We start from the raw sequence: 25,323 nt of genomic DNA on the forward strand, positions 1-25,323 counted from the left end.
TGCTCCGGCCCTCCTTATTCAGCCGGGACCGCAACGGTCAGGCTGGCCTCTTTGGCCGGTGCCTTCCGCACAGTCATCCACAGGTTGTAGCACATGATCAGCGAGCCAGCGAGGAACATCACGCCACCCAAACCACGTACAACGTACATTGGGAACTTGGCAGCCACGGTGTCAGCAAACGAATTCACCAGGAAGCCGTTGGCATCCACTTCACGCCACATCAGACCTTCCATGATACCAGTGACCCACATCGACGCGGCGTAGAGCACGATACCGATTGTGGCGAGCCAGAAATGCCAGCTGACCATCTGCAGCGAATACAGGCGGTCCCGTTTCCACAGGACGGGCACCAGATAGTACAGCGCACCGAAGGTAATCATTCCGTTCCAGCCCAGCGCACCCGAGTGCACGTGACCAATAGTCCAGTCGGTGTAGTGAGACAGGCTGTTCACAGCGCGGATCGACATCATCGGACCTTCGAAAGTGGACATGCCGTAGAAGCCGACTGAGATGACCATCATCCGGATCACAGGGTCTGTACGCAGCTTGTCCCATGCGCCGGACAGGGTCATCAGACCGTTGATCATACCACCCCACGAAGGCATCCACAGGATCACCGAGAAAACCATGCCCAGCGTCGAGGCCCAATCCGGTAGCGCGGTATAGTGCAGGTGGTGCGGACCGGCCCAGATATACAGGAAGATCAGCGCCCAGAAGTGGATGATCGACAGTTTGTAGCTGAACACCGGACGCTCGGCTTGTTTCGGGATGAAGTAGTACATCATGCCCAGGAAGCCTGCGGTCAGGAAGAAGCCCACGGCGTTGTGGCCATACCACCATTGGATCATCGCGTCTTGGACACCTGACCAGACGATGACCGATTTCGAACCCCAGATGCTGACTGGAATGGTCATGTTATTGACCAGATGCAGCATGGCGACGGTCACGATGAATGCCAGATAGAACCAGTTGGCCACGTAGATGTGGGGTTCTTTCCGTTTTATGATCGTGCCCAGATAGACAGCCAGATAAGCAACCCAGACAACGGTCAGCCATAGGTCGACATACCATTCAGGTTCCGCATATTCTTTCGACTGGGTTCCACCCAGCAGGTAACCGGTCGCCGCCAGAACGATAAACAGCTGATAGCCCCAGAACACGAACCAGGCCAGGTTTCCACCCCACAGACGAGCGGCACTTGTGCGCTGTACGACATAGAACGAGGTTGCGATCAGCGCGTTACCACCAAAGGCGAAGATAACCGCCGACGTGTGTAATGGCCGCAAACGTCCAAAGTTCATATACCCTTGCGCCCATTCGAAGTTTAGCGACGGAAAGGCCAGCTGGAACGCAATGAAAGTCCCCGCAAGGAACCCGACCACACCCCAAAAGGCGGTTGCGATCACGCCATAGCGGATCACGCCATCCATATATTCCGCCGAGCGATCTACAAGAATATCTGGCTCATCGGTGTTTCTAAGCGTCCAAATGAACAATCCGGCAGCGATGATCATCACCAGAATTGCGTGCACCTGATACGCCAAATCCCGTGCATAATTGGACCCAATGGCTGCGAACAGCACAACCAGCCCAAGCACGATCAGCTTGATGTAATTTGACATATTGCGTCCCTTTGCCATGCCCCGCGCGATTCTTCATGCCACACGGAAACCTTTTGACTGCGTGTCGTAATGCAGTGATGCCAATTGTGCTGCTTTGATCTGTGTCAAGACAACCCCCTGTTTTCTGTGAGAGGTGTTTTCCAGAGACAAACACACGTTCCGCAATAAGGAGCGTCGGAATAATGAGGTCGACATGGCATATAAATCCCTGCTTACGGTCATGACAGAAACCAAGATTTCCCAAACGGCTCTGGCACAGATGATCGCCTTGGCCGACGGGCAAGACGCCCATGCCGAAGCGCTGTGCCTTGGGGTCGACCGCAGTCAGACCGGGTATTACTACGCCGGGGCCAATGCAATGATCCTGCAGGAAACCCTGAGTCGCGCAAACGCCGAGGCGGATGAAATCCTCAAATTTGCTCAGGACTATCTTGGCAAATCGGGGGTGCGTTGGTCGGCTGAAAATGGGGTAGCACAGATTGCCGATATTGGCCGACACGTCGCCCGCCGCGCGCGTTTTTCAGATCTAGTGATATTGCCGCGCCCATACGGAAAGGATCGCGACGCCGAGGCCGAACCGATTGTTGAGGCCGCCATGTTCGAGGGCCACGCCCCGGTGTTACTGGTACCGGACGAAATTGAGCCGATCTCCTCACCCAAAACCATAATGGTAGGCTGGAATGAAAGCATCGAAGCGATGCGCGCCATCCGCTGCGCCCTTCCCTTCCTGAAGCAGGCCGAGCTTGCACGGATTGTCGTCATTGACCCGCCACGTCATGGGCCCGATCGCTCGGACCCGGGTGGGCTGTTGTCTCAAATGTTGGCGCGGCACGGCGTGAAATGCGAGATTGATGTGCTGAGTAAAACCATGACACGCGTTTCGGATATTCTTAATCGTCACGCTGCCGATACCGAGGCCGACATGATCGTAATGGGCGCCTACGGGCACTCGCGCTTTCGCGAGGCCATTCTGGGCGGTGCGACTCGGAACATGCTTGAACAATCCGAAGTGCCGGTCTTTCTGGCGCATTGATCAAATTGCAAAAACCGCCCTATCGGGGCGGTTTTTTCTCAAGCCTTGCGGATCAGGCCGATTAGGAACAGAAGAATCACTGCGCCGGCCGTCGCAAAGAAAATCGAAGAGAGCAGCCCACCACCGACGCCAAAGCCCAAAGCGGGAAAAATCGTGCCGGCCAAAAATGCGCCGACGACTCCGACGATGATGTTGCCGATCAGGCCGAACCCGCGTCCTTCCATGATCTTTCCGGACAGCCACCCGGCAATCGCGCCGATGAACAACATGGCCAATACGCCGCTGAATTCCATTTTTGGCTCCTGTTTGTTTTGGGACCTTAGTCAGATCATTGGATATCAGACCAGAAATCCGCCATCCGAATCGTCACCCGCCTCTTCCATCAAACGCCCCATATCTGGGATCGTGACATGGCGTTTGCTTTCCAACAAGATGACCTTGTCCTTCTTGAGGGCTGAGATTTGTCTGCTAACAGTCTCAAGTGTCAGGCCTAGGTAGTCTGCCATCGCCTCTCGTGTCAGAGGAAGGTCGAATACAATCGGGCTGACAGTGCCGGACGAATGAAGTGACGCATCCCTACGCGCAATGATCGAGAGAAGGCTGGCAATCTTTTCCCGCGCCGTTTTGCGCCCAAGCACCAGCATCCATTCACGCGCGGCATCCAACTCGTCCAGAGTCATCTGCAACAGGCGCTGCGCTATGTGCGGTGTCGTCACCATCAGTTCTTCAAAAGGTTTTTTCCGAAAGCAGCACATCACCAGATCGGTCGTCGCAACAACGTCATACGGCGCGTTTTCACGCCCGGGTCGACCAACAAAATCACTAGGTAAGAGCAAGCCCACCATCTGTGTGCGCCCGTCTTCCATCGTCTGTGTCAGAGACGCAATTCCGGATACGACAGAACCGACAAAGTTCATCGGATCTCCGGACCAGATGACTGTCTGCCCGGCCTCGAAGCTGCGGTAGTACTTGATGCTCTCAAGTTCCTCCAGCTCATCCTTTTCACAATGCGCGCACACCGCGCGATGCCGTATCGGGCATTCTGCGCAATTTGTGTGGTCGAATTGGGCCTTGAGTGTCATTCGCGTTTCCATTTGATTTCGGTCAAAGTACCCTGGGCCCTCCCGCTATAGTCATATCGCCATGACACTGAAACCTCAATTGGCACGGCTTGGACTTTTTGACGCGAAAGTACCGCGTTACACAAGCTATCCCACCGCCCCCCACTTTAGCAATGACGTGGGGGCTGACTTGTTTGCCGACTGGATTTCCGGGATTGCCCCCGGCAGTTCGATCTCGCTTTATATCCACGTACCCTTCTGCCGCAGGCTGTGCTGGTTTTGCGCCTGCCGGACCCAAGGCACCCAGACGGATAACCCTGTTATTGCCTATGTGGACGTTCTGAAAGCCGAATTGGACCTGCTGGCCGCGCGTTTGCCCGAGGGTGTTACGCTGTCTCGGCTACATTGGGGTGGCGGCACGCCGACCCTGTTGAATGCGGACCTGATGCGCGAGTTGGCAGGACGGATTCTTGAGGTTGTCCCATTGGGTCCAGATGCGGAATTCTCGGTTGAAATAGATCCGAATGAGATCGACGAAGCCAGATTGGATGCGCTGGCCGAGGCCGGGATGAACCGCGCCTCGATCGGCGTGCAGGATTTCGATGATGAAATCCAGAAAACCATCGGCCGCATTCAAAGCTACGATACCACTCGCAAAGCGGCCGAGATGATCCGCGCACGTGGAATTGCCAGCCTGAACGCGGATATCCTATATGGTCTGCCCCACCAGACCAAAGCGCGCATGACCGAAAGCGTGCAAAAGCTACTTTCCCTGAACCCGGATCGAGTCGCACTTTATGGCTATGCGCACGTGCCCTGGATGGCCAAGCGCCAGCAACTGATTCCATCAGATGCGCTCCCCACGCCAGAGCAGCGACTGGAATTGTTCGAAACTGCCCGGCGACTGTTTCTGTGGGACAATTACGCTGAAATTGGGATCGACCACTTTGCGACACAGGATGATGGTCTGACCCATGCGCTGCGCGCTGGCCGACTGAAACGGAATTTTCAGGGTTACACGGACGATCAGGCCCCGATCCTGATTGGCCTAGGCGCAAGCTCAATTTCACGTTTCCCGCAGGGCTACGCGCAGAATGCTCCGGCAACATCAGCCCACACGAAGGCCATTCGCGAAGGGCGGTTCTCGACGTCGCGTGGGCACTTATTCAAAGGTCAAGATATCCTGCGGTCGCGCCTGATCGAGGCGCTGATGTGTGATTTCCAAATCAATTCGAACGAGATTCTACGCGACTACGACATCTCGGCCGCTGAGCTGCAGCAGATGTACGCCAAGGCGAATGCAGCCTTTGACGGACTGCTGCGCGTTGATGAAAACGGCTTGTTCATCCCGCTCGAAGCGCGCGCACTTACCCGTATGATCGCGCGCAGCTTTGATGCCTACGACCTGAGCAAAGCTGGGCACAGTTCGGCGATCTGAACACTCTTTGGTAGGTCGTTTTTCGCGACCCACCCTACCAAACCGGCACGGGGGCTTGACGCATGCCGTTGGTTTTCTCCACACTCAAGGGGTGGAGAGGACCGCCTCTTCACAGCCTGAGGCAGGCAAACGCAGACAGTTCTTGCCGACGCGCATGCGTTCGACAGCCCTTTTCGTGCAGCCAAGTTGCAACTGAAACAGGGACAGCACTCATGCGCGTTTTCACCGTCCTCGGCCCCAGTCAATCGGGCAAATCCACCTTGGTCGAAGCGATCAGCCGCCTCGACGGGCGGCCTACAACATTCGATGTTTCCGGAACCGTGCATTTGCACGGTTTTTCTTATTTAGACGAACCGTGGTGCGCGGTGGACGTGGACGGAGGCGGCGATGCGCTGGCCTATGTCGGCCCGGCGATGGCCATTTCAGACGCAGCAGTGGTTGTGGTTCCCCCCGATCCGGACGCCGCAGTCCTTTGTGCCCCTTATCTAAGACTGGTTGAGGAAGCAGGTATTCCCAGTTTCCTCTTCATCAATCGCATGGACAGCCCCAATGGCCGCATACGCGACATCGTAGCAGCGCTTCAGACCTATTGCAGTCACCACATCGCTTTGCGTCAAGTTCCGATTCGCGAAGGAGAAGACATCATCGGGGCCGTCGACCTGATCTCGGAACGTGCGTGGAAGTATCAAGAAGGCCAGCCCTCAGCCTTGATCGAGCTGCCGCAATCGGTGGAGGATCGCGAACAGGAAGCGCGCACCGAGTTGCTCGAGACCCTGTCAGATTTTGATGACCATTTGCTGGAGCAACTGATCGAAGACAAGCAGCCACCCAGCGAGGAAGTCTACGAGTTGGCTGCGCAGGTTTTGCAGAACCACCAGCTGATCCCAGCCTGCCTGGGTGCTGCCAGCCATGGCAATGGCCTGACGCGCTTGATGAAAGCACTGCGCCATGAGGCGCCGGAATTCAACATCGCGGCAGACAGGGACGAGGCCGAAGATTCAGCGCGCGCCATCGCAGGCTTTGCGGATGTAAAGAAGCATATTGGTAAGATCACCGTATTGCGCGGACTGGGCGATGGCGTCAAAGCGCACGAGCCTCTGGGCGGTGAAACCGTTGGGAACCTGACCACACTCGACGCCAAAACCCAGATCGGTGCGCTTGAGGCTGGACAAATTGGTCTGGCCGTCAAATCCGATCATCTCAACCCTGGTTTCATATATGACAGCGCTGCTGCTACACCGCTGCCGGAATGGGCCTCTTCGCATCCCGCTGCGCATCGTCAGGTTGTCTCACCCGCGCATGAACGCGATGATGTGCGTCTGTCGAACGCGCTGACCCGTTTGGTTGAAATCGATCCCGGACTGCATCTGGAACAGGACGAGTTAAGCGGTCATTCCATTCTAAGTTCGCAAGGCCCACAACACATGCGCCGCGTGACAGCTAAACTAGACGAAGATTTTGGGATCGAGATTGAAGCCGAGGCCGCCGGAACAGCCTATCGCGAAACCATCCGCACCAAAGTCGATCATCGTCACCGCCACCGCAAGCAATCCGGTGGCGCAGGTCAATTTGCTGATGTGGTGATCTCAATCGCGCCACTACCGCGCGGATCGGGGTTCCAGTTCGAAGAAGTAGTCAAAGGCGGGGCCGTACCCCGGAACTACATTCCTTCGGTTGAACACGGGGCCAAGGACGCACTGGTCGAAGGCCCTGAAGGTTTCCCTGTCGTGGACGTTAAGGTGACGCTCAGCGACGGCAAGCACCATAACGTGGACAGTTCGGACTATGCCTTCCGCACCGCTGGCAAGAACGCCGTGCGTGAAGCGCTACCCGAGGCCAAACCCGTCGTCCTGCAACCGATCCTGAATGCCGAGATCCATCTGCCGTCAACCTTCGTCGGTGATCTAGTCCCCACGATCAGTTCTTTGCAGGGTCAGGTGCTAGGTTTCGAGGGTAATCCGAACGCTTCGGGTTGGGAGATATTCAACGCGCAGCTTCCGGCCGTTGCCGAGGATGAACTGCACCGAACCCTTGCCAGCGCCACCCGTGGCACCGGTTGGGTCAAACTGCAGTTCGATCATTATGAAGAACTGCGCGGCCCTATTCCTGCCTCTGCAAAGAACAAGGAAATGGCCTGAGGCTAGGGGGGCGGGCTGCTCGTCAGCCCGCTGCCGCGATCAATTCACGCGTGTAGTCGGTTTGGGCGTGTTCGAACAAATCCTCAGCTGCGCCCATCTCGACCACATCCCCGTTGCGCATGACGATGACGTTATGGGACATCGCGCGCACGACCTTCAGGTCGTGGCTGATGAACAGATAAGCCAGCCCGTACTTCCTTTGCAGGTCCCGCAACAGATCAACAATCTGCACCTGCACGGTCATGTCCAGCGCACTGGTCGGTTCATCCAGAACCAGAAGCTTGGGCCGCAACACCATGGCGCGCGCGATGGCGATCCGCTGGCGTTGCCCACCTGAAAACTCATGTGGATAACGGTCCATCGCGGCGGGGTCCAGCCCGACCTCGGTCATCACTTCGGCCACCAATTCACGCGGGGCACGATGGGGGTCGACATTGTGGATAGCCAACCCTTCGGCGATGATCTGCATACAGGTCATACGGGGGCTGAGGCTGCCAAACGGGTCCTGAAACACGATCTGCATATCTTTGCGCAGCCGTCTGAGTTCACGCGTTGACCAGCGGCGAACGTCCTGATCGCGGAAAGTGATCCCGCCCTCGGAGGCGATCAAACGCATCATGGCCAGGGCCAGTGTCGTCTTGCCCGATCCACTCTCGCCTACGATTCCAAGCGTTTCCCCGGCACGGACGCTGAGCGTCGCGTCATTGACGGCTTTTACATACCCGACTGTACGTTTCAGAAACCCCCGTTGGATCGGAAACCAGACCTTCAGGTGATCGGTGCGCGCGACCTCTTCGGCATCAGCTGCCACCGGATCGGGGTGTCCTGACGGCTCAGCCGCCAGCAGCTTGCGCGTATAAGGATGCTGCGGGTTGTCGAAAATCTCGGAGGTCACGCCGGTTTCGACGATCTCACCATCCTTCATTACGCAGACCCGGTCGGCGATGCGCCGGACGATGCCAAGGTCATGGGTGATGAACAGCATTCCCATGTTTTCAGACTTTTGCAGTTCAGCCAGCAGTTCCAGAATTTGCGCCTGAATGGTCACATCCAGCGCTGTCGTGGGCTCATCCGCGATCAGAATGTCCGGCTTGTTGGCCAGCGCCATAGCGATCATCACGCGCTGACGCTGCCCACCCGACAGCTGATGCGGATAACTGTCCAAACGTTCTTCCGAGTCTCGGATGCCAACTTTGTTCAGCAGTTCAATAATCCGATTTCGCGCCGCATCACCAGCCAGCCCCTGGTGCAATGCTAGAGACTCGGCCATCTGCTTCTGGATCGTATGAAGCGGGTTGAGCGAGGTCATCGGCTCTTGGAAAATAAAGCTGATGTCGTTGCCACGCACTTCCATCAGCTTGTTCTCGGACGCGCCAATCATCTCTTGAGCGTCATAGGTGACTGAGCCTTCGACGATCGCACTATCGCCCAGCAGTGACACAGTGCTGAGCGCGGTCACGGACTTGCCTGAGCCCGATTCCCCTACCAGAGCAACCGTTTCACCCCGGTCCACGGTAAAGGACACACCTTTCACCGCCGCAGAAACCTGCCCGTCCTGCCGGAAGGAGACTTTGAGGTTGTTCACATCCAGCAGGCTCATGAAAAGGTCTTTCTGGGATCAAACGCATCACGCACGCCTTCGAATATGAAGACCAGCAGCGACAGCATGATGGCAAAGGTGAAAAAGGCGGTGAAGGCCAGCCACGGAGCCTGCAGGTTTTGTTTTGCCTGCAAGGTCAGCTCGCCGAGCGATGGGGCCGAAGACGGAAGGCCGAAACCAAGGAAGTCCAGCGACGCCAGTCCGCCAATCGTGCCGGTTACGATGAACGGCATGAAGGTCAGCGTGGCAACCATCGCATTGGGCAGCATGTGGCGGAACATGATCGTCATGTTACCCACGCCTAGCGCGCGCGCGGCACGAACATATTCCAGATTTCGAGCCCTCAGGAACTCAGCCCGTACAACGCCAACCAGCCCGGTCCAACCGAAGAGAATCATCAGAGCCACCAACAACCAAAAACTTCGGCCGAGAATGGCAAACATGATGATAATCACATAGAGCGAGGGAGTTGATGACCAAATTTCGATAATCCGTTGAAAGATCAGATCGAGCCAGCCGCCAAAAAAGCCCTGAATGGCCCCTGCGAAGATGCCGATCAAACTGGCAGCCCCGGTCACAATTAGCGTGAACAGGATCGACAGGCGAAAGCCATATATCACGCGGGCCAGCACATCTCGCTTGGTGTCATCCGTGCCCAGCAGGTTTTGACTATTGGGCGGCAGCGGTGCAGCACCCGGTCGGTCCACGCTGGTGTTGAAGGAATAAGGGATCAGTGGCCAGATAGCCCAGCCGCGCTCGAAGCCGTCGGCCTCGAATGTACCAGCCTGAATCTCTTCGATAATCCCTTCAGGATCATCGAAACACTGATCTAGCCCTCCGCTGTCGATCAGGCACATGACCTCGGGGTCGCGATAAATCGCCTCGGTCTGGAAATCGCCGCCGAATTCGGTCTCGGCGTAGAAGTTGAAGACCGGCGTATAGAATTCGCCCCGGTACTTCACCAGGATCGGCTTGTCGTTGGCGATGAACTCGGCAAACAGCGAGAGGCCAAACAGGATCGAGAAGATGATCAGCGACCAGAAGGCACGGCCGTTACGCCGGAAATTGCGCCAGCGGCGCTGGTTAAGAGGGGAAAGTGCCAATTATCCCTCCCGCTTTTCAAAGTCGATGCGCGGGTCGACCAGCACGTACATCAGGTCGCTGATGATGCCGACAACCAGACCCATCAGGCCAAAGATGAAGAGCGTACCGAAAATCACCGGATAGTCGCGCGCCACTGCGGCCTCAAAGCCCAGTCGCCCAAGACCATCAAGCGAGAAAATGGTCTCGATGATGATCGAGCCACCGAAGAACACGCCGATGAACACTGCCGGAAACCCTGCAATCACGATCAGCATCGCGTTGCGGAAGACATGGCCGTACAGCACCTTGCGCTCGCTCAGACCCTTGGCGCGGGCGGTCATGACGTATTGCTTTTTGATCTCATCCAGGAACGAGTTCTTGGTCAGCAGTGTCAGCGTCGCAAAGGCCGAGATCGTCAGCGCGATGATCGGAAGCGCGATGTGCCAGAAATAGTCGGCGATCTTGCCAAACAGGCTGAGGCTTTCCCAGTTGTCCGAGGTCAGGCCGCGCAGCGGGAATATCTGCCAATACGACCCACCGGCAAACAACACCAACAGCAAAATGGCAAACAGGAACCCGGGGATCGCATATGCCACAATGATCGCACCACTGGTCCAAGTGTCGAAACTTGAACCGTCCTTGATCGCCTTGCGGATACCCAGCGGGATCGAAACCAAATAAGCAATCAATGTCGACCAAAGACCCAGCGATATCGAAACGGGCATTTTTTCCAGCACCAGATCGATCACGCTGATCGAGCGGAAGTAGCTCTCACCAAAATCCAACGTCAAGTAATTGCCCATCATGCCTAGAAAACGTTCGAGTGGCGGTTTGTCGAATCCAAACTCTTTTTCCAGTTCAGCGATGAACTCAGGCGGCAACCCACGCGCACCGACGTATTTGTCGTCAAAGGCACCTCCAGCAGGTTCGGCGCCTGCCCCGGCATCGCCACCACCGGCGAATCCTGCAAAGACATCGCCCTGACCTTCGATCTGCGCGATGATCTGTTCGATCGGTCCGCCGGGCACAAATTGCACCAGCGTGAAATTGACGATCATGATGCCCAGAAGGGTCGGTATGACCAGCAATAGGCGTCTTAGAATATAGGCGCCCATGTTACCGCAGTGCGCCTTTGGCTTTCAGGTCAGCCTCTTTCTCAGGGTTGATCCACCAAAAATCGAGATACCCCAGCGAGAATGGAGGTAGATTTTCAGGGTATTCATACATGTCGTAGTAAGCAGTCCAGTAGTCCGCCACATACCCATCGGGTATGACAAAGAACTCATAGCGCAGCACACGGTCCAACGCCATCAATGCGGCATCCTGCTCTGCCTGATTTGTGGTATCAAAGGACGCTTCGATCACCGCGTCCACAAGAGGGCTGGCAAGACCCGCCGGGTTGAACAGGCTGAATGCAGCCTCTTCCGATCCATACATCTGGCTCAGGCCGCCACCGGTGGATAGGAATGAGCCATATCGGTTCGAATACACCATGTCGTAATCCCGCTCACGACGCCTCAGCGTGAACTGAGAGGGGTCAACTTTCTCTGCAGAAGCATCCACACCAATTGACTGCAGGTTCTGGACGTAGGTCTCGATCATCGTCGAAGTCGAGGTGGGAATACTGGACGCGTAAGGAATATTCACTTTCAGCGTCTGCCCTTCGGAATTGCGGCGCAGATTGCCTTCACCGACCGGCCATCCGGCTTCATCCAGCAGTTTCGACGCTTTCCGCAGATTGCGACGATCGTTCAGGCGGGCCGGGTTGGATTCATGAACAACAAGCGCGGGCTCGCTTAAGACATCGGCCGGGACGATATCGCCCAGTGTTTCCAAGAACGCCAGTTCCGCGCCTTCTGGCGCACCTGTCGCCTCGAGATGAGTGCCTTGCACAAACGAATTCCGAGGCGTGTTCAGTCCGAACATCAGCGACTCATTTGCCCATTCGAAATTAAACGCCAGCGCTAGTGCTTTGCGCACATTCTTGTCGGCAAACTGCGGTTTTCCCAGATTGAACACAAACCCAGATGGTGTCGGAGGACTTCCGTCAACGATCTCATCCTGCACAACATACCCTTCGTCGAGCTTCGGGAAATCGTAACTCGAGGCCCACTGCTTCGGATCACTTTCGACACGCATGGTGTACTCACCAGCCTTGAAACCCTCAAATGCGGCAGTTTGATCAGCGAAATATTCGATCCGAATGATGTCGTAATTGTTGCGACCAACATTGATCGGCAAGTCCTTGCCCCAATAGTCATCACGACGCTTGTAAACGATGCGGCGATTGATGTCGTAGCTGTCCAGCTTGTACGGGCCGGACCCTACGGCGACCTCAAGGCGAGGTTCATCAAGGCGGCGGTTTTCATCAGCTTCAAACCAAGCCTTCGAGAAGACCGGAGTTGAACCAACTGTTTCGATTAGCCCACGACGTGTGACATCCGGGCTGAAGGTAAATTTGACGGTGTGATCATCCAGCGCTTCGGCACCCGTGACCATCCGACCGACTGCCTGTGCATAAGATGGCAAGCCCTGCTCGATAAACAGGCGGTGGCTATAGACTACATCCTCGGCCGTCACTGGGGTTCCATCCCAGAACATCGCCTCGGGGCGCAAATGGAATATCACGTAGTTGCGGCCTTCGTCATACTCCATGCTTTCGGCGACAACACCGTAGTATTGGCCAACACTGTCTGATGTGCTTTCGATCAGCGGGTCATATTGAATCGTCGTCAACGCGCCCGCGCGACCTTTTCGCGAGTAGGGGTTCAGGGAATCAAACGTACCTGATCCCGCCAGCGACAGCTCTCCACCTTTTGGCGCATCGGGATTGACATAATTCAGGTGCGGATAATCCGCCGGGTAATCCAGGTTTCCAAAGTAAGAATAGCCGTGGGTTCGAGTGATACCATCCTCGCTCGCGCTGGCTTGAATACCCCCGAAAACAACCACTGCCGAAATTCCTAACGCCGCAGTCCAAGAATGAATTCCAGTAAAGCGCATCGCAGGCAGAAGGGGTTTCATTGGGCTCGTCCTCTGAATATCTGTCATCTTCATTGTTGTGCCAGCCAGCTAAAGGTCCAGCACTGTCAGTTGCAAGTTTAGAATGCGTGAGCGCTTTGTGAAGTTTTTCTCACGTAAAAAATAAAAGCCGCTGCTTGGCGCAGCGGCTTTGAATTCTTGCGTAATGATCAAAAGATCAGTTGCCGATGGTCTGCAGGTAAGCAATCAAGTCGGCGCGATCCTGTGGTTTTTTCAGGCCCGCAAAGCTCATCGAGGTGCCCGAGATATAGCTGCTGGGTCGGGTAAGGAAGGCATCAAGCGCTTCAGGCGTCCAGTTGCCGCCATGTGCCTGCATAGCTGCAGAATAGCCGGTAAACCCTTTTGCCGAAGCCACAGGGCGATCTACGATAGCGTACAGGTAGGGGCCAGTTCCGTTCGCGCCGTCTTCCAATTTGTGGCAAGCGGTGCATTTACGGAACACTCTTGCTCCTTTTTCAGGATCGGCTGCTGCCAGAATCTCTTCGAAGACCACCTCTTCACCGTCGGCACTTTCGCCCGAGCTTTCGGATTCGATAACGTAGGCAGCCTCGGCATGATGGCTATCACTGCTATAGAGGACATCCGCCCCCCATTTTGCCAGAAGCAGCACCAGGAAGGTGCCAAACAGGCCTGCTGCGGCCTTGGTAACTGTCATCGTGTCGAACATTGATCGCGAGTCCACTTTAGCTGTCTTCCGGGTGTCTAAGGCTTCCCCTGACAAGAGGCAAGGTATAGACACCGCGACTAAACGCCCAATTCAAGAACTTGTTGCACGGAAACGACCAAATGACCAATCGCATCGCATTTCAGGGAGAACCCGGCGCCTATAGCCACGAGGCTTGCCGCAACGCGCGCCCGGATATGGACGCACTGCCCTGCCGTACATTCGAAGATGTGATCGAATCGGTGCGTTCGGGCGAAGCTGATCTGGCAATGTTGCCGGTTGAAAACACCACCTATGGCCGCGTCGCGGATATCCACCGCCTGCTTCCCCATAGCGGGCTGCATATTATCGATGAGGCATTTGTGAGGGTGCATATCAATTTGCTTTCCGTACCCGGCGCCAAGTTGGAAGACATCACCGAAGCGCATTCACACCTTGTTTTGCTGCCACAATGCGCAGGATTTCTGCGAGAGCACGGAATTCGCGGACGGGTCAGCCCTGACAATGCCCGCGCCGCGCGAGAAGTTGCTGAGGCTGGTAACAAGCATTCCGCAGCTTTGGCCAGTGAACTGGCAGGCGAAATCTACGGCCTCAACGTATTGGCGCGACATATTGAAGATCAGGGAGATAATACGACTCGGTTTCTAGTGATGTCGCGAGAGGTAGACGATTCGCGTCGTGGCGAACATGGAATGATCACCAGTTTCGTCTTTCAGGTCCGTAACATCCCGGCCGCGCTATACAAGGCAATGGGTGGATTTGCCACCAATGGCATCAACATGACCAAGCTGGAAAGCTACATGGTCGACGGCTCATTCACTGCGACGCAGTTCTATGCGGATATCGTAGGCCACCCGGATGATCGCAATGTAAAATTGGCGATGGATGAACTAGAGCATTTCACCACCAATGTTGAGGTGCTTGGCGTCTACCCGGCGGCGCAGCCCCGCGGGTAACATTTCGCTGTCGCTACCCCTCCTGCGGGGCAAACTCAGAGCTCCGCGTCCCATTGCGCCAAGCATCGAGGATGAGATCGACATTCCCATCGATGTCATCCATCGAATTGACTTTCAGATCATAGACCCTGCCTATGTGAATGACCTGTTGGTCACTCACCGCGCTGCCTTGTTCGCGGTCACCGCGCGCCATTTCTCTTTCGATTAGGAGGTCGGTGGGGCAATGCACAGCCACAAACAATACATCATGACCTGCCAGATGCCGCTTTAGCATTTCTGCCCATTCAGGCGTATCCAGAATATGTTCAATGATCAGATTGTTTCCTGCATTTGCATAGGCCGCCAAAGACGCATGGAAACCATCAAAGAACTTGCCACGCTCGATCGAGCAATCGAATTCTCTGCTTTGAAAGCGCCGCATGGGCAGAACGCCAGTGTCCCGAAGATGATCAATCGAGATGTGCCAAAATGGCACCTCTGCCGCCCTTTGCAATGCCTGTGCCAGTGTCGTTTTCCCACTGCTGGATGCACCGTGAAGAAAGATGATCTGCGACATATTTTAGGGCGGGCTTATCGTTTGGGTGTTTCCAGGCTCAGACTTTGGGAACATGAAAGATCTTGCATACTGCACCTTCCATCCGGCGATATTCTCGAAATCCCATAGCTTCATAGTACCCAAGCCCCTCGGGATTGGCAGCCCCAATCGTCGCGTCGATAGCAGGTAGACCCTTATGCCGAGCGGCCTCAAGCGTCGATTCAAATAGTGCCCGCCCCACACCGCGTCGCGCAGCAGACGGCCGAATATGTGTGCCGATGATGCCCCAGCCGACCGCAACCTCATAGAGGTTGTTTTCGGTGGCAAGTTTCAGCGATTGGAATCCCAAAATTTCTCCGTTCGGCGTGACAGCAACACTACACCGAATACGTTCGGGATCGCTGATGTAATGCCCCAAAGCAAAAGCAGCGTTGCTGTCTTTGCTTCGCTTACCGGCAGCCACGAGCTCAGTCAGCACCTTGGCAATTCCATCAGCATCAGCCTCAACAGCTTCGCGGATGATCGGTTGATCCAATCTGCTCATCGACTCCCTCATATTCAGGCACCATGCAGGTGCCGTTCTTCCATGTCCCGCGCAAATTCACTGAGCCGCGTCTGAAACTGTCGGCGGAACCTGGATTGCCCGAGCTTCAAAGACTGTAGCAATAGCCGTGCGGGAAGGGTTTTTGCGCCCAGCGATGTTTCGATCCGCAAACGTGTCCGACGTTGAGACAGTGCCAAAAGCTCGACAACCGTATCACCGTTCATTCCCTTGCTACTGGATTGAAAGCGCATCAGAGACGGGCTGTCATATTCCGTCATCTCTATGGCAATCTGACGTGGTTTACCGCGTATCTTGAACTCGGTCTCCCATGCGGTTCCGGTCTGTGGCACCGCAGAATCTGCGATTCTCCTCACTTCAATCCCGCGCCGCAAGGCCATGCGTTCAAAGCGCTCGAAATCAGAAATCATGGTGAAGACCGTATCAATCGGTAATTCGATATCTTCCTGCGCTGAAAACTGCATGTTCGTTTTACTCTACCCTTGATTGAGTCCAGTTTCTCGTCAGTCCAGTGTGTCTGCAAGCCAGTGTTGCAACAAAAAATGTGCAATCGCGCCCTTTCGGGCTGGCAGGAGCTTGGGGTGGTCCCCGGCAAAGGCCTGCATCATCTCGGTCCGGGTGACCCACATCGCATCTTCGATTTCAACCGGGTCGATCTGAATATCGCGCGAAAGGGCTTCGCCTGCACAGCCAAACATCAGGGATGCAGGAAAGGGCCAAGGCTGGCTGGAAAGATAGCGCACCTCGCCCACGGGTACTCCGGCTTCTTCCATCACCTCGCGCCGTACTGCGGCTTCGAGCGTTTCGCCGGGTTCAACGAAGCCCGCCAAAAGTGAATACATCCCCTCAGGCCAGCCAGGAGAACGGCCCATCAGAACAGAATTTCCGTTCGTTATCAGCATGATAACAACCGGATCTGTGCGCGGGAAATGCTGCCCGCCACAGGAAGGGCAGCTGCGTTGCCATCCAGCTTGAACCATCTCACTATGTGCACCGCACTGGGCGCAAAACTGATGCGTTTCATGCCAGCCGATCACCGCCTTGGCGGTTGCTGCCAACTCTGCATCACGCGGATTCAGCCGTGCCATGATCCGGCGTAGCTCGACAAACACATGTCCTTTGGGCAGGTCGGGGTGCTGTTGTTCGCTACCATCCACAAACTGCCCGACGGCAGAGAGGTCTAGCCCCTCGGCCGCCCAATCAGATATATCCAAGGCAAATAGTGGCGATCCGTCGTCCATACCCCCAAGCAGTACGGGCATTTCGATCACGCCACCTGGACCATTTTTGAGAATATCATGGGACATGGGGAGCAGCGCCAACTGATCCACAGCGTCACCCTTAGCCAAAATTTTGCCGCGCCACAGCAGAACACATGTCGCTGATGGGTCAGCATGGGCCTGCGCCAATTTGTCCGCATCGCCTCGCAGCAATCCTGCCCGGTCCAGCCCAGAGCCGCCAAAAGTTACCTGTTCTGCGCGTTTCATGCCTGTCATTCCTGTATTTGCGCAAAGGGCTGCCATGTCTTGACCACCGGTGCAACGGGGTATTCACAGATCAATATTTCTTACGCCGTCGAAAGACCGCAGCAATGCCTCGGAATTTGCACTAAATACAACTCATAGTGAAGTTTGCGTTACACAATCATCCAGAAGTAAAAATATTGAAAGCCGAAGTTTTCCCGCCTCAAAATCGAGATTTCAAAGGTCGCGCGCACCTTCGGATCCTGGCGACCTCTGATCTTCATATGCACATGACGTCATACGACTATTATGCCGATCGCCCCGATCCTGATGTCGGCCTCGCCCGCACCGCAAGCATGATCCGGGTCGCCCAAGAACAGGCGGAACGCAACGGGGCGCTGGTTTTGCTATTCGACAATGGCGATAGCCTGCAAGGTACCCCGTTTGGCGACTGGGCGGCCGAAGCCATGCCGGCCCAACACCCTTTGCCCAAGGCGTTCAATATCCTGGGGTATGATGCAGTCGGATTGGGCAACCACGATTTTGGATTTGGACTAAAGTTCATCAATCGCATCACAGGTCAGTTCGAGTGTCCGGTTGTTTGCAGCAACATGAAAAGCAACACTTCCGAACAGGGCTGGGTGTCCCAAGCAATTCTGCAGCGCACAATCAGTATCGGTGGAGAAGATGTTCCTATTAGCATAGGTGTTCTTTCTGTCCTGCCACCTCAGACCGCGCGGTGGGAGGCGCATATGCTGCGGGATGACGTGCAAATTGCCGATATCCTAACCGCAGCACAACGTACAGCAGCAGAACTGCGCAAAGATGGATGCGATTTGGTCGTCGCGCTGGCTCATTCAGGCCTCGGTTCGGCAGAGGCACAGCCAGAACTGGAAAATGCCGTTGTTCCGCTTGCGGCTCTGACAGGCATTGATGCAATCGTTGCTGGCCATACACACCTGACTCTGCCGAGCGCGGCGCATGTCGGTTTGAAACATGTCGACAGCAATCGCGGACTTGTAAATGGCAAACCGGTGGTGATGCCGGGTTGGGGAGGCTCACACCTCGGCCTCATTGATTTGACACTGGGTCGAGATATTGACGGCTGGCACATCATCAAGAGCGAAGCCGAATTACGCGCAGTCAATCAAGCAAAATCGTCGGTGACCGATTGCCCGGAGTTGGCGCAGTTGTTTGCCCAAGGCCACACAGCAACACGCGTCCGCGCAGCCAAGCCCGTCGGCAATGTCCCACACCCTTTACACAGCTATTTTTCGTTCTGCGCCCCTGATCGTGGGTTGGCGCTTATCGCAAGCGCTCAAGCTGCAGCGCTTCGGCCGTACCTATTGAGTACTGAATGGGCAGACTATCCCGTCCTGTCAGCCGCCGCCCCGACCAAATTCGGAGGCCGCGCAGGCACTCGATTTTATACCGATGTCCCGGCGGGAAGAATTTCGGTACGCAATGTGGCTGATCTGTGCGTGTTTCCAAACGAGTTGCGCGCCACTTTGATCACCGGGGAACAGGTTCGTGACTGGCTTGAGATGTCCGCCGGACTGTTCAATCAGCTTTCGCTGAATGATCCCGTCAACCTCATCGATCCTCTGCGGGCGGGGTATTATTTTGATGTACTGCATGGCGTGACCTGCCGGTTCGACCTGTCTCAACCCGCTCGTTTCGATGCAACCGGACGGATCACAGATCCCGGCCATAGCCGCGTTCGCGATCTTACATTTCAAGGGTTGCCTGTCGCCCCCGATCAAAGGTTTGTTGTTGCACTCAACAATTATCGCGCCAGCGGGGGCGGTCATTTTCCTGTCGACTTTCAAGCAGATCAGATAAACCTGCCGTCGCTGCGCATTCACGAAATCCTGTGCGATTACATCTCAGGAAGATCACCCCTCGACCCACTGGAACAAGCTCCTCAGCCGTTTTCGTTTGTGCCGACCCAAAGCCGTGGAGCAATTCTGACCACCGGTCCCGGCGCGGACAAATACCTGGAAGAATTGGCGGATTATGATCCCCAGATACTGCCCCGTGATACCGATGGGTTTATGCGTATTCATCTGACCTTCTGACGGGTTGCCATTTTACAGCCGGAGGCCTATATCGATGTTCGAGAGGTTGGCGCGGGCGAGCGCCTCGCCAACCTGGTCAGGTCCGGAAGGAAGCAGCCACAACGAGCCCCGCTTGGGTCGATGTCCAACCTCTCACTTTGAACCCATTAGCCGTAGGAGGGTGTTTATGATTGTAGCAATGACCCTTCGGGCAGACCGGTTCTGATTCTTTTTTCCAGCTGACTGCCTGAATACCTCACCTGCGAATGCGCGTTCGCCATTCGACAGGATTGTTGTTTCTGATTACAGGCAGACACATGTCACTTTCCTTATCGGACCTCGGATGGTCCTCTCATTTTGCAGCTCAGCATGCGGCTGAGCCGTCTCTTCTCCCCTTTCGCATCGCAGCCGTTCACCGGGATCGGTTGATCGGGTTGAGTCCAGAAGGCGAGACTCCCCTACTCTGTCCAGACCAACCAACTGGTGCTTTTGCCGTCGGAGATTGGGTGCTGACCGATGAAAACAAACGCATACGCAGTGTTCTGGAACGGCGCAGCCTGCTGCAGCGCCGGGCTGCGGGCACAGGCGTCGCAGCACAGTTAATCGCGGCCAATGTGGATGTGCTGTTCATCGTCAGTTCCTGCAATGCCGACTTCAACCTGCCCCGACTAGAGCGCTATCTTGCGCTGGCCCATCAGGCAGGCAGCTATCCGGTGATCGTTCTGACCAAGTCGGACACCTGCGACAACGCTATTGCTTATGTCGAACAGGCCCAGTCACTGGCCCCGTTTCTGACAGTTTTGGCCGTAAATGCCTTGGATCAGTCCGATATCGAACAGGTCCTGTCGTGGTGCCCGAAAGGACAGACCAGCACCCTGGTCGGATCTTCTGGCGTTGGCAAGACGACACTCACCAACGGGATGACCGGGCAGGATCAAGCCACCGCAAGCATTCGCGAAGATGATGCGCGTGGCAGGCACACAACAACAGCGCGTGCGCTACATCGAATGAGCAACGGAGGTTGGTTGATCGATACACCCGGCATGCGTGCGTTACGCCTGTTGGACGCGCAAGAGGGTGTGGACGAGGTGTTCTCTGATATCTCGGACCTGAGCATGAACTGTCGATTCTCAGATTGTCAGCACAACACCGAGCCCGGCTGTGCGATACAGGCTGCAATCGAAACCGGGGCACTTGATCCCGCACGGCTGGACCGATGGCGCAAGCTGCGTCGCGAAGATCAGCACAATTCGGCTTCGGTGGCGCAGGCACGCTCACGCGATAAAGCGTTTGGAAAAATGGTGCGCAGCGTGATGCACGAGAAAAAATCCCGCAAGGGACTTTGACCTTTCTGGGCACCGGTTACCGGTGCCCAGCTTTTCAGGAGATCAACCGGGGCCAAACGGCAGCGTTTCGCCGGGCAAACGCGCCGATATGGCCGACTTCGGATAACCCGAATTCATTTGCCGAAAGCAGATGGCGCCGCGCACCTGAAACATAGAGATCGGCAAGCCGCCAAACCGCCTGGGGGGGCACAACCTGATCATCCTCAAAGGCGAATATGTCAACTTGCCTGCCCATGTCGGCCCAGCGGTTAGCCGGCAAGGTATCTCCGATTTCGGGTACATAGCTTTGGGGCGCTGTGCACCATTTGCGCCATTGCCAGTAAACTTGGGAAGGCAGATTTGTTCCAAAACCCAAAGCCTTCCCAGGCAAATACCCGAGCGCATTTACCGCCAGGGGCGCATGACCGTACCAGAACAACGTCGCCAAAGCGCGGTAAGGCCAAGGATGATCCTTCAGCGTTACCAGACCGGAACAGACACAGATCATCCTGTCGATCTGATCGATATCGGGTTGGACCGGACCAAACATCCCGCCCAAAGAATGCCCGATACTCCAAAGCTTAGCCTGTGGAAACCTCCGCCGCATTTCGGTCCGTGCAGCCGGAATGTCGATCAGCGCCCAATCCGCCATGGTGACACGCGATTGCTTTTGTGAGCCTGTCAGAGAGTGACCAAAATCCCTGTAGTCATAGGTAAGGCAGGCCATGCCGTGCGCTTTTGCAAGCCAACTTGCGAAATGCTGGTAGTAATCTCTGGGCACACCGGTTGCGCCGTTGATCACAACAACTTTGTCTGGTTTTGCGACAGGGTGATAGAGCCGTGCCGACAGTATTGCCGGGCCGGACTGAAACTGAATGTCCTCGGTGACAACCGCTTGCTGTGTGTCCAACATGGTGCCCTCTGAAATCAACTGAACCGATCAGTTCACCCAAGGCGCGCCGAGTCAAGGTTGACGTGGCTGGACCGTGCGTCACATGCCATCATCAATCTTCTTGACTCCCGAACGATTGTACCGCTAGCGATGACGTGATGGTTCTCGCGCCCAACTGGGCCGGGATGAAAAGGGAACACGGTGCGGTTCTGCCCGGATAAAACCGGAACGAACCCAGTCCGAGACTGCCCCCGCAACTGTAAGCGGAGAGCGATGTCGAAATGCCACTGGCCTTGAAGGTCGGGAAGGTCGGCAAAGCAATGACCCGCAAGTCAGGAGACCTGCCATCAAATCGAAACTGAAACTCGGGCGGGGTGTCCGGGCAGGGCAAGACCGCATGCATGCTGTCCCTCCTGATTGATGCCCCTGCCCTGCGCGGAGGGCGCATGAATGATCTGGAAGACCAACACGCATAAATTCTCGGCAACAATTTGCCAACGGACCGGGAAAAACTGCCCCGCTTTGGCACGAATGGCACGGGCACTGGCCACTTCGGTTGGAAAAGCTGGCCCCACTACCACCGCAGGATTCGGAATCGAAGGAAGCTGCGATTTGACTCATTGCGCTAGTGGGTGCACCGCCCGATTTCGCTCCGGTCCCGAAGAAACCCGAGTGTTCTGTGATGCGGATTCAGACGTCGCGATCGACCATCTGGACAGCTATGCAGACCTGATGTTTGGCACGGACTCGCACCCCATCCCTGCAGGCACCTTGTCCCGACCGCCTTGCGCGATGCTGGAAGTGTTAACCCTGGGCGGAAGTACTCGGGCGCAGGCTGAATACCGTCCGTCGGCTTGATCGCTATTCGGCTACCAAGACACTGGCAGGCGCAGTCGCCCAGCGCAGCTGCGCGTCGGTTTCAACTGCACATGGGCGTATCGCTCGCAACCTTTTCAATGCCTCGTCCGGGTGCTCTCCACACTCGACCATCAAGCGTAATACAGCCATACCAGAGCGGCCACATCCGCCTTTGCAGTGGATTAGTACCCGGCCTCCACCCGATAATGCGTGGCGAGCGGACTCGCTGGCATCCACCCAGCGCATATCAATGTCGTCGGAGGGTATACCGTAATCCTCGACTGGCAGATGAACCCAGCGACAAGCGCGGCTGCGAACATCGGCCCCAAAATCCCTGGCGCCATCAAGGATCATCTCGACCTCGGTAGTCATTGACAGAATAAGGCCGGGCTTCCATCCGGTAACCGCATCAAGATCACCGGAATAGTCTCCTCCTCGCCCTGGCATTGAAGTTAACGCAAGCGTGCCCCCGCCCACTTGAAGTGCATGGATAACAATCTGAGCCATTCTACGCTCCCCCCGAAACGCTGATCAGAAAATCTTTCTGGCTGGTCTTAGACTGTACGATATTAACCGCGTCGGCCGGCAATCCAAAATGAAAATCCTCGCGGCTTGCTGTGGACGCGGGCAGCGGGGGCCTCTACGCTGCGGCGTAACTCGAATCCGACAGAGCAGACATGACCGATACGCCAAGCCCCGCCTACCAGGTTCTTGCCCGCAAATACCGTCCTGAAACCTTTGCCGATCTGGTCGGTCAGGACGCGATGGTACGCACACTGAAAAACGCGTTCGAGGCGGACCGGATCGCTCAGGCCTTTATCATGACCGGCATCCGTGGCACCGGTAAAACAACCACAGCCCGGATCATCGCGAAGGGGATGAATTGCATCGGGCCTGATGGCGAAGGTAAACCCACCACAGAACCCTGCGGTCAGTGCGAGCATTGCATAGCCATCATGGAAGGCCGCCACGTCGATGTGATGGAGATGGACGCCGCCAGCCGGACTGGTGTGAACGACATCCGTGAAATCATCGACAGTGTCCGCTACCGTGCCGCCAGCGCACGCTACAAGATTTACATTATCGACGAGGTCCACATGCTATCGACCAGCGCTTTCAACGCGCTGCTCAAGACGCTTGAGGAACCACCCGAGCATGTGAAATTCATCTTCGCCACGACCGAGATCCGCAAGGTCCCGGTCACGGTTTTGTCGCGCTGCCAACGTTTCGATCTGAGGCGGATCGAACCCGAAGATATGATCGGCCTGTTGCGCAAGATCGCTGAATCCGAGAAAGCACAGATCGCCGATGACGCATTGGCGCTAATCACCCGAGCCGCCGAAGGATCCGCCCGTGACGCAACCTCGCTGTTGGATCAGGCGATTTCGCACGGTGCGGGTGAAACCAGCGCAGATCAGGTGCGCGCCATGCTCGGGTTGGCGGATCGGGGTCGGGTGCTGGATCTGATGGACATGATCCTGCGCGGTGATGCGGCCGGTGCTTTGACCGAACTTAGCGGACAATATGCAGAAGGTGCTGATCCTCTGGCTGTGCTCCGCGATCTGGCTGAGATCACCCATTGGGTTTCGGTGGTCAAAATCACCCCTGATGCCGCCGAAGATCCAACCGTTTCACCCGACGAACGTGCCCGAGGCCAACAGATGGCCGAAGCGCTGCCAATGCGTGTTCTGACCCGCATGTGGCAAATGCTGCTCAAAGCTCTGGAAGAGGTCTCGGCTGCACCCAACGCCATGATGGCTGCAGAAATGGCTGTGATCCGCCTGACCCATGTGGCCGACCTGCCAAGTCCGGAAGAACTGATCAAGCGCTTAAAGGATGCACCTCCACCCCCCAATGGCGGGCCAGGATCGGGCATCGGAGTGCCAGGCCAGGCGAGCCCTGCGCCACAGGCCTCTGCCCGACCGGCCTATACCTCTTCAGCCATCGGTGGGAATGCAGGCGGACCGAGTGCTGCTCTGGCTCAGGACGTACAGGCAGCACTAGCGCGGTATCCCACTTTTGAACATATGGTTGAATTAATCCGTGCCAACCGGGATGTGAAACTGTTGGTCGAGGTCGAAAACGGGGTACGCCTCGTGTCGTACCAACCGGGACGGATTGAATTTACCCCGACCGACAATGCCCCGACCGATCTATCTCAACGGTTGGGTGCATCGCTGCAGCGCTGGACGGGTAACCGTTGGGCAGTATCGATTGTCTCAGAAGGCGACGCTCCGACAATTGCGGAAGTTCGGGATGCTGCTGATCTGGCTCTCAAAGCCGAAGCGGAAAAGCATCCACTGGTGCAAGCGGTTCTGAGTCATTTCCCGAAAGCGCGGATCAGAAGCATCGAAACAGCCGAGCAACGCGCTGCTCAGGTCGAAACTGAAGCCCTGCCCGAAGTAGATGACGAATGGGATCCGTTCGAGGAAGACTGATCCTGTAAGCGATCTCCTCAATTCAGCCAGGTGCTCCCGTGCCGCCACGGCTCCTCGGCTGACGCCGACGATCCTGCCCGGGCCAAACCGAGGAAAGGTCTTGTCAAAGGTCTTGACGACGGGCGGGAGTGTCCTGACCTCTTGTGTCGCGCGGTTACGCTTCGTATCTAGGCCTCAAATCGAGTGACAGGAGATTACCGATGCTTAAAGGACTCGGCGGCCTGGGTGACATGGCCAAAATGATGAAATCTGCACAGGACTTGCAGAGCAAGATGACCGAGATGCAGGAAGAGCTGAACAACCTGATGGTTGTCGGTGAATCTGGCGCCGGGCTGGTCAAAGCCACCGCGACTGCCAAGGGTGAGTTAAAAGGTCTGGATATCGACCCGTCGATCTTCAACGGCGATGACAAGGAAGTGGTCGAGGATCTCATCCTCGCTGCGATCAAGGACGCCCAGACCAAGGCGCAGGAGCGCTCGCAGGCTGAAATGGCCAAGCTGACCGAAAGCATGGGTCTGCCCGCAGACATCAAGCTGCCGTTCTGATACACCCTCCT

The 25,323-nt window shown here is 56.2% G+C and carries 23 protein-coding genes, 1 other RNA gene and 1 riboswitch; of the genes, 10 read left to right on the forward strand and 14 right to left on the reverse strand.

Features of this window, described 5'->3' with window-relative positions:
- Positions 1 to 14: 14 nt before the first annotated feature.
- Positions 15 to 1,622 (reverse strand): cytochrome-c oxidase, cbb3-type subunit I, encoded by a 1,608-nt coding sequence (gene ccoN, locus ACR0MQ_RS11480; RefSeq protein ID WP_010440957.1) that lies wholly within the window; start codon positions 1,620 to 1,622, stop codon positions 15 to 17.
- A gap of 193 nt (positions 1,623 to 1,815) precedes the next feature.
- Between ccoN and ACR0MQ_RS11485 the strand changes: the two genes are divergently transcribed.
- Positions 1,816 to 2,655: a universal stress protein gene (locus tag ACR0MQ_RS11485; RefSeq protein ID WP_480608254.1), complete on the forward strand. Its 840-nt coding sequence runs from the start codon at positions 1,816 to 1,818 to the stop codon at positions 2,653 to 2,655.
- Positions 2,656 to 2,693: 38 nt separating this feature from the next.
- Here ACR0MQ_RS11485 and ACR0MQ_RS11490 read toward each other — a convergent pair whose 3' ends face one another.
- Together ACR0MQ_RS11490 and fnrL are read right to left on the reverse strand one after the other, a co-directional pair.
- Entirely contained in the window at positions 2,694 to 2,948 is a 255-nt protein-coding gene (locus tag ACR0MQ_RS11490) for a GlsB/YeaQ/YmgE family stress response membrane protein (RefSeq protein WP_010440953.1), read from the reverse strand.
- A gap of 45 nt (positions 2,949 to 2,993) precedes the next feature.
- Positions 2,994 to 3,737, reverse strand: coding sequence for a transcriptional regulator FnrL (gene fnrL / locus ACR0MQ_RS11495; protein WP_480608257.1), 744 nt, complete (start codon positions 3,735 to 3,737; stop codon positions 2,994 to 2,996).
- A gap of 61 nt (positions 3,738 to 3,798) precedes the next feature.
- Here fnrL and hemN point away from each other — a divergent pair, with 61 nt between their 5' ends.
- Positions 3,799 to 5,154 (forward strand): oxygen-independent coproporphyrinogen III oxidase, encoded by a 1,356-nt coding sequence (gene hemN, locus ACR0MQ_RS11500; RefSeq protein WP_170545074.1) that lies wholly within the window; start codon positions 3,799 to 3,801, stop codon positions 5,152 to 5,154.
- Positions 5,155 to 5,366: 212 nt separating this feature from the next.
- Entirely contained in the window at positions 5,367 to 7,292 is a 1,926-nt protein-coding gene (locus ACR0MQ_RS11505) for an elongation factor G (RefSeq protein ID WP_480608261.1), read from the forward strand.
- Positions 7,293 to 7,314: 22 nt separating this feature from the next.
- Here the strand turns inward: ACR0MQ_RS11505 and ACR0MQ_RS11510 are convergent, their stop codons facing one another.
- The 5 genes from ACR0MQ_RS11510 to ACR0MQ_RS11530 form a co-directional block, all read right to left on the reverse strand.
- Positions 7,315 to 8,892, reverse strand: coding sequence for an ABC transporter ATP-binding protein (locus ACR0MQ_RS11510; protein WP_480608264.1), 1,578 nt, complete (start codon positions 8,890 to 8,892; stop codon positions 7,315 to 7,317).
- Complete coding sequence (locus tag ACR0MQ_RS11515) at positions 8,889 to 9,995, reverse strand: ABC transporter permease (RefSeq protein ID WP_170476125.1); 1,107 nt, start codon at positions 9,993 to 9,995, stop codon at positions 8,889 to 8,891. Before ACR0MQ_RS11515 ends, ACR0MQ_RS11510 begins: the two co-directional genes overlap by 4 nt.
- Positions 9,996 to 11,090 (reverse strand): microcin C ABC transporter permease YejB, encoded by a 1,095-nt coding sequence (locus ACR0MQ_RS11520; RefSeq protein ID WP_170476127.1) that lies wholly within the window; start codon positions 11,088 to 11,090, stop codon positions 9,996 to 9,998.
- A gap of 1 nt (position 11,091) precedes the next feature.
- Positions 11,092 to 12,999 carry an extracellular solute-binding protein gene (locus ACR0MQ_RS11525; RefSeq protein ID WP_480608268.1) on the reverse strand — a complete coding sequence of 636 codons (1,908 nt, stop codon included), beginning with the start codon at positions 12,997 to 12,999 and terminating at the stop codon, positions 11,092 to 11,094.
- Between the two features lie 175 nt (positions 13,000 to 13,174).
- Complete coding sequence (locus ACR0MQ_RS11530) at positions 13,175 to 13,684, reverse strand: c-type cytochrome (protein WP_029621890.1); 510 nt, start codon at positions 13,682 to 13,684, stop codon at positions 13,175 to 13,177.
- A gap of 119 nt (positions 13,685 to 13,803) precedes the next feature.
- Here ACR0MQ_RS11530 and ACR0MQ_RS11535 point away from each other — a divergent pair, with 119 nt between their 5' ends.
- Positions 13,804 to 14,637 carry a prephenate dehydratase gene (locus ACR0MQ_RS11535; protein ID WP_170476131.1) on the forward strand — a complete coding sequence of 278 codons (834 nt, stop codon included), beginning with the start codon at positions 13,804 to 13,806 and terminating at the stop codon, positions 14,635 to 14,637.
- 13 nt (positions 14,638 to 14,650) lie between these two features.
- Here the strand turns inward: ACR0MQ_RS11535 and ACR0MQ_RS11540 are convergent, their stop codons facing one another.
- The 4 genes from ACR0MQ_RS11540 to nudC are packed head-to-tail and all read right to left on the reverse strand — an operon-like array spanning position 14,651 to position 17,221.
- Positions 14,651 to 15,193 carry a chloramphenicol phosphotransferase CPT family protein gene (locus ACR0MQ_RS11540; RefSeq protein ID WP_480608272.1) on the reverse strand — a complete coding sequence of 181 codons (543 nt, stop codon included), beginning with the start codon at positions 15,191 to 15,193 and terminating at the stop codon, positions 14,651 to 14,653.
- Between the two features lie 37 nt (positions 15,194 to 15,230).
- On the reverse strand, positions 15,231 to 15,716 hold the full coding sequence (locus tag ACR0MQ_RS11545; RefSeq protein WP_480608275.1) for an N-acetyltransferase family protein: 486 nt from the start codon (positions 15,714 to 15,716) through the stop codon (positions 15,231 to 15,233).
- A gap of 14 nt (positions 15,717 to 15,730) precedes the next feature.
- Positions 15,731 to 16,198: an SRPBCC family protein gene (locus ACR0MQ_RS11550; RefSeq protein ID WP_480608278.1), complete on the reverse strand. Its 468-nt coding sequence runs from the start codon at positions 16,196 to 16,198 to the stop codon at positions 15,731 to 15,733.
- A 39-nt stretch (positions 16,199 to 16,237) separates the two neighbouring features.
- Positions 16,238 to 17,221: an NAD(+) diphosphatase gene (nudC, locus tag ACR0MQ_RS11555; RefSeq protein WP_480608281.1), complete on the reverse strand. Its 984-nt coding sequence runs from the start codon at positions 17,219 to 17,221 to the stop codon at positions 16,238 to 16,240.
- Positions 17,222 to 17,358: 137 nt separating this feature from the next.
- On the opposite strand from nudC, the gene ACR0MQ_RS11560 reads away from it, so the two are divergent.
- The 3 genes from ACR0MQ_RS11560 (at position 17,359) to rsgA (ending at position 20,600) form a co-directional block, all read left to right on the forward strand.
- Positions 17,359 to 19,275 (forward strand): bifunctional 2',3'-cyclic-nucleotide 2'-phosphodiesterase/3'-nucleotidase, encoded by a 1,917-nt coding sequence (locus ACR0MQ_RS11560; protein WP_480608284.1) that lies wholly within the window; start codon positions 17,359 to 17,361, stop codon positions 19,273 to 19,275.
- Positions 19,276 to 19,314: 39 nt separating this feature from the next.
- An RNA gene (gene ffs, locus ACR0MQ_RS11565) (signal recognition particle sRNA small type) lies at positions 19,315 to 19,413 on the forward strand.
- A 158-nt stretch (positions 19,414 to 19,571) separates the two neighbouring features.
- Positions 19,572 to 20,600: a ribosome small subunit-dependent GTPase A gene (rsgA, locus tag ACR0MQ_RS11570; RefSeq protein ID WP_480608287.1), complete on the forward strand. Its 1,029-nt coding sequence runs from the start codon at positions 19,572 to 19,574 to the stop codon at positions 20,598 to 20,600.
- A gap of 34 nt (positions 20,601 to 20,634) precedes the next feature.
- Here the strand turns inward: rsgA and ACR0MQ_RS11575 are convergent, their stop codons facing one another.
- Complete coding sequence (locus ACR0MQ_RS11575; RefSeq protein ID WP_480608290.1) at positions 20,635 to 21,492, reverse strand: alpha/beta hydrolase family protein; 858 nt, start codon at positions 21,490 to 21,492, stop codon at positions 20,635 to 20,637.
- A 121-nt stretch (positions 21,493 to 21,613) separates the two neighbouring features.
- Positions 21,614 to 21,834: riboswitch (cobalamin riboswitch) on the forward strand.
- 87 nt (positions 21,835 to 21,921) lie between these two features.
- Between ACR0MQ_RS11575 and ACR0MQ_RS11580 the strand changes: the two genes are divergently transcribed.
- Positions 21,922 to 22,329 carry a hypothetical protein gene (locus tag ACR0MQ_RS11580; RefSeq protein ID WP_170771473.1) on the forward strand — a complete coding sequence of 136 codons (408 nt, stop codon included), beginning with the start codon at positions 21,922 to 21,924 and terminating at the stop codon, positions 22,327 to 22,329.
- Positions 22,330 to 22,332: 3 nt separating this feature from the next.
- Here the strand turns inward: ACR0MQ_RS11580 and ACR0MQ_RS11585 are convergent, their stop codons facing one another.
- Positions 22,333 to 22,836: a phosphatase domain-containing protein gene (locus ACR0MQ_RS11585; RefSeq protein WP_170771474.1), complete on the reverse strand. Its 504-nt coding sequence runs from the start codon at positions 22,834 to 22,836 to the stop codon at positions 22,333 to 22,335.
- Positions 22,837 to 23,006: 170 nt separating this feature from the next.
- Here ACR0MQ_RS11585 and ACR0MQ_RS11590 point away from each other — a divergent pair, with 170 nt between their 5' ends.
- Positions 23,007 to 24,767 (forward strand): DNA polymerase III subunit gamma/tau, encoded by a 1,761-nt coding sequence (locus ACR0MQ_RS11590; protein ID WP_170771475.1) that lies wholly within the window; start codon positions 23,007 to 23,009, stop codon positions 24,765 to 24,767.
- 200 nt (positions 24,768 to 24,967) lie between these two features.
- Positions 24,968 to 25,312, forward strand: coding sequence for a YbaB/EbfC family nucleoid-associated protein (locus tag ACR0MQ_RS11595; RefSeq protein WP_170545118.1), 345 nt, complete (start codon positions 24,968 to 24,970; stop codon positions 25,310 to 25,312).
- Positions 25,313 to 25,323 lie beyond the last annotated feature (11 nt).

Source organism: Ruegeria sp. AN6, assembly GCF_056540425.1.